The following is an 8,811-nucleotide window of genomic DNA, read 5'->3' as shown; positions in this document are numbered from 1 at the left end:
TTGTCTGGTGGCTATGGCGAGAAGGTCACACCCGTTCCCATCCCGAACACGGTAGTTAAGCTTCTCCGCGCCGATGGTAGTTGGGGGCTTCCCCCTGTGAGAGTAGGTCGCCGCCGGGCAAGATATTGTTCCACAGTAGCTCAGTGGTAGAGCAATCGGCTGTTAACCGATCGGTCGTAGGTTCGAGTCCTACCTGTGGAGCCATTTTTTTGTATATTAGACCTAGTTTTTTGCCGCTTTAGCTCAGTTGGCAGAGCGCTTCCATGGTAAGGAAGAGGTCGCCGGTTCAAGCCCGGCAAGTGGCTTTTATATTATTTAGCCGGCTTAGCTCAGTTGGTAGAGCAACTGATTTGTAATCAGTAGGTCGCGAGTTCGACTCTTGCAGCCGGCATCGGATGAAGACATCTTAATTAGGATGTCTTTTTTATTTTGCATAACTTGAACTGTGCGTGTATTTTTATTATACTTATGGTGTAATTATCTTGAGGAGATGAAAAATTGAAAGATAAAAAGCGACGAATTATTAGTGAAGCAAAAACGATTTTTAGGAAAAAGGGGTATTTATTAACTTCTGTAACAGATATCGTAGAGGCGAGTGAGATTTCAAAGGGGACATTTTATAATTATTTTACATCAAAGGAAGAGCTAGCTATAACGATTTTTAAGCAGGAATATTCGGTTCTTTACCAACGGCTAGATCAAATTATGCAAGAAGAGGATAAGAGCCAAAAGGAAAAATTTAAAACTTGTATTGAATTACTTGTAAAATTTCACATTAAAAATGCGGAAATTTTGAATATCAGCTTCTCTCAAGCCACTCTTGATGACGATTTTAATCAATTTCTTCTTGGTGTGCGTTCAAGAAGTGTCAAATGGATTAAAGAACAGATGCTACTCGTCTATGGAAAAGAGACTGAACCTTATTTGAATGATCTTGCTATGATGTTAACGGGAATGATTCTTCTTTTTGTGTTTGTTTCAAGTAAACATAATAAAGGAGGAACAAGAATTCCGGAGGCTGTAGACTACGTGATGAACCGAATGGAAGTTATTGTGAAAGACGTCGTTCAAACAAAAGAACTTGTACTCACAGATGAGGATATGGGCGGGTTCACGCCAGATCATTTGTCACTCAAGAAACGTCGAATGGGAAAATTGAAAAATTTGGTGGAAGATTTTTTGAAAAAAATTGAAACTGAACAAATTGCGGACTCGGATAAGTGGCAGTACAAAGAAACGCTAAATGCTCTTTTGACTGAGTTGAACAATAAAGAAACGCCTCGAAGCTTCATCATTCAAGGTGCGATTTTATATTTAAAACAACAAGTACCGAAGAATTTGGAAAATGAAATTAAAAAGCTTGAATTGCAAATTAATGAATTGTTATAAAATGACTGCGCGGTCATATTTTCTTGACTAACTAGTATTGTTGGATTATACTACTAATATTCACAGAAATGCTATTTGGGAAGGGGAAGTCTATGTGAACGCAATTTCAGAAGGAAAACCAGTAGATGTTAATGGAAAACCATTTAATCGAACTCTACTAGTTGTGACAATGGTCATTGGAGCCTTTGTAGCTGTGCTTAACCAAACACTACTTGCTACAGCGTTACCGATGATTATGGATGATTTAAAAATTACAGCAGCAACTGGGCAGTGGCTGACAACTGCTTTTTTACTTACAAATGGAATTATGATTCCTGTTACGGCTTTATTGATTGAAAAAATAAATTCGAAGGTTTTATTTATCACAGCAATGGTTGTTTTTGCTACAGGGACATTGATTGCGGCTCTTGCAGGCTCATTTTCTGTATTATTAGTTGGACGGATTGTTCAAGCAGCTGGTGCAGGGATTATGATGCCGTTACTGCAAACGATTTTTCTTTTAATTTTTCCAAGAGATAAACGAGGAGCCGCGATGGGGATCATGGGGCTCGTCATGGCATTTGCTCCGGCAATAGGACCAACGTTATCAGGCTGGATTGTGGATAGCTTCGATTGGCGAGTATTGTTTTGGGTTCTTATTCCGATTGCTATTTTTGATATTTTATTGTCGTTCTTTGGCATGAAGAAAGTTGTGACATTAACAGATATAAAAATTGATTTCTTTTCAATTGTGCTTTCATCAATTGGATTTGGTTCACTTCTTTATGGATTTAGTGCAGCCGGTAATGATGGTTGGGGGGATTCAATCGTAGTAACAACTTTAATTGTCGGAGTGATTGTGATTGCCTTGTTTATTTGGAGACAATTGACAATTGATAATCCAATTTTAGAATTCCGCGTTTTTAAATACCCAATGTTCTCGCTGTCAGTTGTCATTAGTTCAATTGTGACTATGGCGATGATCGGAACTTCGATTGTACTTCCGCTATATATTCAAAGTATTCGCGGAGAGACTGCACTTCAATCTGGATTGTTGCTCCTTCCAGGTGCGCTTTTGATGGGTGTCATGAGTCCGATCACAGGGATTATCTTTGATAAGATCGGGGCGCGCTGGCTGACGATTATTGGTTTATCCATTTTGACTGCGGGAACGGTACCGTTTATGTTTCTTACGACGGACACGCCAATGTGGCATGTAATGCTGTTTTATGCGATTCGCTTTTTAGGGATTTCAATGGCGATGATGCCAGTAAGTACAGCAGGGATGAATGCTTTGCCTAATCACTTGATCAATCACGGATCGGCTGTTAATAATACGATTCGGCAAATTGCTGGTTCAATCGGTACTGCGCTTATGATTACTGTTTTGACGAATGTAACAAGGGATCAGATGCCGAGTAAATCGCTTCTAGCAACAAATCCACAAAGTTATGCGCAACATGTGACGGATGCTAGTTTAAGTGGGATGACAGCTGCGTTCTTTGTTTCTGCTGCGTTTGCAGGACTTGGATGGTTGCTCAGTTTCTTAGTGAGAGATCGGAAGAAAACTGCGGTTGTGAAAAAATTTGAAGCGAAATAAGTGAAAGACGCATCCTTTATGGGTGCGTTTTTTGCGGAAGAATGCTATATTTTTACTGGATACCCCTTGAAAGGAGCGGAATTTATGAAAGTAGGATTTATTGGCGTTGGTAATATGGCGCAGGCGATTATTAGCGGTCTCGTAAAGAAAATGCCCGCCGAAGATATTTTGATTTTTAATCGGACAAAAGAAAAAGCAGAAACTTTTGCAGGAAAAACTGGCGTGAAAGTACTGGCCACACCTGAGGATTTGGTTTTACAATCTGATATTGTTATTGTGGCAGTGAAACCTTATGTGTTTGAAATGATTTTACCTGGATTGAAATCGGCTTTTGAATCGAAGCGACCGCTGATGGTTTCGATTGCTGCTGGGCTTAGTTTGGGTCAATTGGCAGAATTTGTTGGTGAAGATATGCGAATTGTACGTGTTATGCCGAATGTTAATGCGACAATTGGCGAGTCAATGTCTGGGGTTTGCGGGAACGAATTTGTGAGCGCGGAAGATTATCAAAATGTTGAGGGGATTTTTTCAGCGGTCGGGAACACGGCGCGTATTCCTGAAAAAGATTTTAGTACGTTTGCGGCTCTTGCTGGGAGTTCACCTGCGTTCATTTATATTTTTATTGATTCGCTTGCTCGTGCGGGAGTTAAGGCCGGACTTGCTAAGAAACAGGCGCTCGAAATTGCGGCTCAGGCGGTTCTTGGTAGCGCTAAAATGGTACTTGAAAGCGAAGCACACCCGTATGAGCTTGTGGACCAGGTATGTTCTCCTGGTGGTACGACAATCGCTGGTGTGAGTTCGCTCATGGATGATGCGTTTGCAGCGAGTGTGATGCACAGTGTGGAAGCGACTATGAAGCGTGAAGCGGAACTTTCGGATAAGTAAAAGTGGCTAGTTTTAACAAAAAAAGCAGAAATCAAATGAAGTTTTTTTAGAAACTTTTGTTTGATTTCTGCTTTTTATTTTGTGATGCTTTATTTTTCTATGGATACTGTTGTTTTTGAAAGAAGTTGTTCTTTACAAGGAACCATCTGTAGTGGATGGTAAGCTAGAATGATGTTTTTTGTTTGTAGTTCATTTAGCGTTTTATAGACTCGGCTTCGGTTACAACGTGTGTAGCGAGTGATGAAAGTCTTAGTTACGAATTTAGGAAAGGTAATTTTATTTCCGATGATTGGTAAGTCGAGGTTTTTGGCTATTTCATATAGAGCGTTGTGGATTCTTTCCGATGGTGGAGAAAAGGCCTTCAAGTAATGGTTGGCGTATTTGATCATCGATTGAATCATACAGTCCCGTAATAGTTTTTGAAAGCCTCCTGTTCCATAGAGGTGGTTTAAAATATACTCTCTTTCTAAGAAGAAAATTTCTGATCGTTGTAATGTGGTGATTCGATACTGTATTGGGGCATACAACGAGGATGGGTCATCTAAAAGTATTTCAACACCAAAAATGTCTTCGCTTTTTAGAATGCCAAGCAAAACCCATTGTTCATTTAAATAACCTTCTAATTGACAAAAACCACTCTTTATAATACCGATTTTATAGTTATGATTAGGAAATGAATAAATTGTTTCCTGTGATAAGAAAGTCGCTTGAGCAACATCTGATGTAATTTTTTCTTCACTTTGTAGAAATGATAATATCTCTAGCATAATTATTTCCTCCCGCAAAAATAATTATTATTATAGCGATAAAAACAATAAGGAAGCAATTGAACTTGGGACGATTTAAAGTAAAAAATATGTAAAAAAATATAAAAATTTAATTTTTAAGCGAAAAAATATGGCTTATGGTGCTAGATTGATTTATAAAAAGACTTGTTCACATTTCTGTAACAAAAATCAATGAAATTGGTCTTAGACATAATTTAAAAGGATTATAAATAAAATTAGAATAGTGTGGAAGGATAAACAAATATGAATAAAGGAAGAGGAGAAAAATGTTGAAAATGAAAAAGTTTTTTTTAATGGGGGCAATGATTTTACTTGCTTGTTCATCAATACTAGTGAGTCAGAGCAATTTTGCCTCAGCAGCAGGCATTCAAAAAGCTGAGACGCAGACTTCAAGAGTAACTGCGAAGTTAGTTCACGGAACATTTACAGAATACTTTAAGCGAGATGGCGTAAGCTATACACCAGTTGCAAGTCAATATGAAAATACAGATTTGAATTTTAGCTGTACTACAAACAGAGAACCTTATCCGGGACTAAATCCTAACACTGGCTTTAGAGTTGCAAAAACTGCTTATATTAAAATAAATGAAACTGGCACATATAGATTTTATGCTTCTTCATCAGGTAATGCACAAGTTTATATTGATGACATGCTTGTCCAAAGTTATGCACCTGTTTATTTGCAAGCGGGACAAATTGTGAAAGTGAAAGTTGTTAATTCATTTCCGACAATGGATTCTGCTAAACAAGGTGTGTACAGTACGGATCTATATTGGTCAACTCCGTCAATAGCTAGTGGCGGTATACAACCATATCGCTTAATTCCTCAAGAAAATATCTACACGACTCCAGATTTGCAAGGCGTGGATACTGAAGTGCCTGACAAACTCGTTCACGGAGTTTTTACTGAATACGCAAAACGTCAGGATAATCTTACTTTGAATTTCATTCCGGTTGCAAGTCGTTATGAAAATGCAACCCTTGATTTTAGCTGTGCAGCTAACAAGGAGCCGTATCCGGGAATAAACCCAAGTGCTGGTTTCCAAATAAAGAAAACAGCTTATATAAAATTAACTGAAACAGGGACTTATAGATTCTATTCAACGGGAAGTGCTCAAGTGCAAATCTATGTTGATGACACACTTGTTCAAAATACTGCGCCATTATATCTACAAGCAGGACAAATTATTAAAGTGAAAGCTGTGGCACCTTACTACACTGCAGGTCAAGCTTCTACAGGCAGATACTACTATGACTTAAGATGGTTAACTCCTTCTGCTGCAAGTAGTTTTAAACCATATGCACTTATTCCGCAAGAATTACTTTACACAACTCCAGATTTGAATGGAGTTCCAAATAACTAAATAAAAATTATGTTTGTTTATCCTTCAAAATTAATACTGAGGAAAAATCATGGTAAAAAAAGTATTTATATTTTGTGTAGTACTATTTATTTTGTTGAATTGTGTCAATGTTTATCATTATTTTTTGAAGAATCGTCAAGAAGTGGAAGTGCAAGTTGAAAGCAAAACGATTAAGGAAGAGAAGAAAGAAAAAGATTCTATCAAAAAAAAGGCTCTTCCAGTAAAATTAAAGTTTTTAAAACCATCAATATCCGTGCCTATTCGTCTAGTTAGTGTGGATGAAAAGCAGAGAATGGAGGTGCCGGAAGGGCTAAAAGAAGCCGGTTGGTTAAAAAATAGCGCGATTCCTGGAGAAAAAGGAACATCACTTATTGCGGCTCATAGGGATTGGAAAAATGAGCTTGGTCCTTTTTCTTATTTAGAAAAAATGGATCAAAAAGATCAAATTGAAATTACGTTTTCCAATGGAAAGAAAAAGTACTTTGAATTCAAACGAAAAAAAAAGGTAGACACGGAAGCGGATCCTGATGCTTCGATCGATGTAAAACAAAAAACAACTTCACAAGTCGTTTTGATTTCATGTACAGGAAAATTTAATCATAGAACAGGAAATTATAATCAGCGGGAATTAGTTTATTTAATTCCAGAGAAGGTGAAGAAGTAATTATGTTGATAGATGTTCTTGCCACTATTTTATTTGGTATATATGTGTTTTATGTATTTTTATTAATTACTTCTCCTAAAATGATTAAAAAGGAGAAAATGGTCTATCAAGATCCGCTTCATTACGTTGTTTTTATTCCTTGTTTAAATGAAATGAAGGTTATTGATAAAACAGTTAGAAATATTTTGGATTCGGGAGGCAATGTCCATGTAGTGGTTATTGATGATGCATCTGATGATGACACACTCAAAGTGGTCAGGAAGATAGCTAGTAAGAACGTTCATATCATTGAACGAAAACTTCCTAATGCGCGAACTGGTAAAGGAGAAGCTCTAAATGAGGCTTTTAAAAAGTTGATGCGAGTTGTGCGTATGTTAAAAGTGGATGACACAAAGCTAATTGTCACTGTGCTTGATGGTGATGGTGAATTTTCAAAGAACGCACTAAAAGAAGCATCCATTGCCTTTCAAGATAGTAGCACTTCAGCTGCTCAATGTCGTGTTAAAATTCGCAATAACAAGCGTTTGTTACCATTATTGCAAGATGTGGAATTTTTTACAATGGTTGCAGATATACAAAATGTTCGAAATTATACGAATAGTGTAGGGTTAGGCGGGAATGGACAGTTCATTCGGTTGTCTGCCTTGAAGAAATTGAGTGTGGAAGCGCCTTGGGGAAACAGCCTGTTAGAGGATTATGAAATGACTTTACGGTTATTTTTAAAAGGTGAAAAAATTAAATTTTTACCAAGAGGCATTGTTGCCCAAGAAGGTTTGACCTCAGTGAAACAGTTAATTATGCAAAGAAGTCGCTGGGTACAAGGAAATATTGAATGTTTGAAATATCTACGTAGGATTCTGAAAAGCAAAAAAATCGGTTTGTCGGGTAAAATAGATATTTTTTACTTTTTTTCACAACCGTTTTTGAATTTATTAGGTGGAATTTTAATCTTTTTTTCTTGGATTATTTTAAGTGTATTTTTATATCACTTGGTACACACGGAACTTTTATACAGCGGGAATTTAAACAATACATTAGCTTTTATTTTGATTCTTATTGCGATTTCTATTGTACCAGGGATGTTTTTTGCCATTAAGTATTATTGGAATGTACGTGCGTTTAAAGAGATTGAATCCATTTCTTTTTTTCGATGTATTGAAGCGGGACTTTTCATGCCGATATACAACATTATAATGATTCCAAGTGTTTTGATTGCTTTTAAGCGCTATTTATCGAAGGAGAATGGTTGGATTAAAACGGAGAGAGTGTGAGGGAATGAAAAAGAAATATTTTTTAGGAATAGGCTTAGCAGTACTTGTAGTTCTTGTTGTTGGAGCTTTGATTTGGAGTGCTCAACAAAATAAAAATGCGAAAGAAACAACCATTCATCAGAATGATGTAAAACAAATAAAACTTACAAGAGATGAACTTAAGTTTCAACCAGATTTTTTTGAAGTTTCACGAAGTAAAGGAACGCTTTGTTTGACGCCGGTTAAAGCGGAACACAAAAAAGAAAGCGAAGTTTTTTATCAGAAACAAAATTATAAATTAAAAAAAGTTCAGTTGTTTTTTCCAAGTAAGAAATTGTTGAAAGATAAAAAATATCCTGGCGAAATTCGCATGCAACATCAAGCAAAGTCAGGCGATAAGTTGACCGTTATTTCGTATGTGGAACGCGGAAAAGAGAATTTTGCTTTGAAAGAAACAAGTGAAATCGCTAAAAAATTGAAAAAAAATGAAAAAATAAAAACTCAAGATCCTGTTAGTACGCTAGCTTTAATTAGTCAGGATTATCGAGTTGTTCGATATAAGCAATCAGAAAAGCAGTTATATCTGGTGTTTAATCAACCGATCACGTTATCCCAAAAAGAGTTTGATAGTTTTAAAAGTATGAAATAAAACTAGCTTTTTTGACTACGTGAAGGAGGTGACAGCAGTGAGTATTTCAGGAGCGAATGTTTTATTACCTATAACTGGTGGTGGAATTTCCGCGGTGGCGTTAGTAACGAACGGTTTCCCAATTCCAGTTGTATTAGCGGCAGCGGCTTTGGCAATTGGTACGAATTTGTTTTTAGTAGTAAAAAAGAAACGCAGCATGAAATTAGAAGGAAAATAATTAGGTGATTCACGGGTCTAATAGGG

Annotated in this window: 9 protein-coding genes, 3 tRNA genes and 1 rRNA gene; 12 read left to right on the top strand and 1 reads right to left on the bottom strand. The window is 36.9% G+C overall.

Translation table 11 applies throughout. The features are described from left to right. Window positions 1–3: 3 nt before the first annotated feature. The 7 genes from rrf (at window position 4) to proC (ending at window position 3,853) form a co-directional block, all read left to right on the top strand. Window positions 4–119 (top strand): 5S ribosomal RNA (gene rrf / locus UR08_RS12450). A gap of 10 nt (window positions 120–129) precedes the next feature. Next, window positions 130–204: transfer RNA gene (locus tag UR08_RS12445), tRNA-Asn, on the top strand. Between the two features lie 28 nt (window positions 205–232). Beyond that, window positions 233–305 (top strand) — tRNA-Thr (locus UR08_RS12440). A gap of 13 nt (window positions 306–318) precedes the next feature. Beyond that, a tRNA-Thr gene (locus UR08_RS12435) sits at window positions 319–391 on the top strand. A 107-nt stretch (window positions 392–498) separates the two neighbouring features. Continuing rightward, window positions 499–1,389 carry a TetR/AcrR family transcriptional regulator gene (locus tag UR08_RS12430; protein WP_115753983.1) on the top strand — a complete coding sequence of 297 codons (891 nt, stop codon included), beginning with the start codon at window positions 499–501 and terminating at the stop codon, window positions 1,387–1,389. Between the two features lie 94 nt (window positions 1,390–1,483). Continuing rightward, the gene (locus UR08_RS12425) at window positions 1,484–2,968 is read left to right on the top strand and encodes a DHA2 family efflux MFS transporter permease subunit (protein ID WP_115753982.1); all 1,485 of its coding nucleotides are present in this window, start codon (window positions 1,484–1,486) and stop codon (window positions 2,966–2,968) included. 84 nt (window positions 2,969–3,052) lie between these two features. Further along, window positions 3,053–3,853, top strand: a complete 801-nt coding sequence (gene proC, locus UR08_RS12420) for a pyrroline-5-carboxylate reductase (protein ID WP_115753999.1) — start codon at window positions 3,053–3,055, stop codon at window positions 3,851–3,853. Window positions 3,854–3,942: 89 nt separating this feature from the next. Here the strand turns inward: proC and UR08_RS12415 are convergent, their stop codons facing one another. Next, entirely contained in the window at window positions 3,943–4,620 is a 678-nt protein-coding gene (locus UR08_RS12415; protein ID WP_115753981.1) for a cyclic nucleotide-binding domain-containing protein, read from the bottom strand. 287 nt (window positions 4,621–4,907) lie between these two features. Here UR08_RS12415 and UR08_RS12410 point away from each other — a divergent pair, with 287 nt between their 5' ends. The 5 genes from UR08_RS12410 to UR08_RS12390 are packed head-to-tail and all read left to right on the top strand — an operon-like array spanning window position 4,908 to window position 8,785. Then, a complete protein-coding gene (locus UR08_RS12410) occupies window positions 4,908–6,005 on the top strand; it encodes a PA14 domain-containing protein (RefSeq protein ID WP_115753980.1) in 1,098 nt (365 codons plus the stop codon). Between the two features lie 49 nt (window positions 6,006–6,054). Next, entirely contained in the window at window positions 6,055–6,669 is a 615-nt protein-coding gene (locus tag UR08_RS12405) for a class F sortase (RefSeq protein ID WP_115753979.1), read from the top strand. A 2-nt stretch (window positions 6,670–6,671) separates the two neighbouring features. Beyond that, window positions 6,672–7,940, top strand: coding sequence for a glycosyltransferase family 2 protein (locus UR08_RS12400; protein WP_115753978.1), 1,269 nt, complete (start codon window positions 6,672–6,674; stop codon window positions 7,938–7,940). A 4-nt stretch (window positions 7,941–7,944) separates the two neighbouring features. After that, window positions 7,945–8,568 carry a hypothetical protein gene (locus tag UR08_RS12395; RefSeq protein WP_115753977.1) on the top strand — a complete coding sequence of 208 codons (624 nt, stop codon included), beginning with the start codon at window positions 7,945–7,947 and terminating at the stop codon, window positions 8,566–8,568. Between the two features lie 37 nt (window positions 8,569–8,605). Further along, on the top strand, window positions 8,606–8,785 hold the full coding sequence (locus tag UR08_RS12390; protein ID WP_115753976.1) for a hypothetical protein: 180 nt from the start codon (window positions 8,606–8,608) through the stop codon (window positions 8,783–8,785). The last annotated feature ends 26 nt before the right edge of the window (window positions 8,786–8,811 follow it).

Origin of the sequence: Listeria kieliensis (assembly GCF_003369925.1) — a bacterium.
Classification (GTDB): domain Bacteria; phylum Bacillota; class Bacilli; order Lactobacillales; family Listeriaceae; genus Listeria; species Listeria kieliensis_A.
Note: the sequence above shows the minus strand (reverse complement) of the source record. Positions and strands in the feature narration are given on the sequence as shown.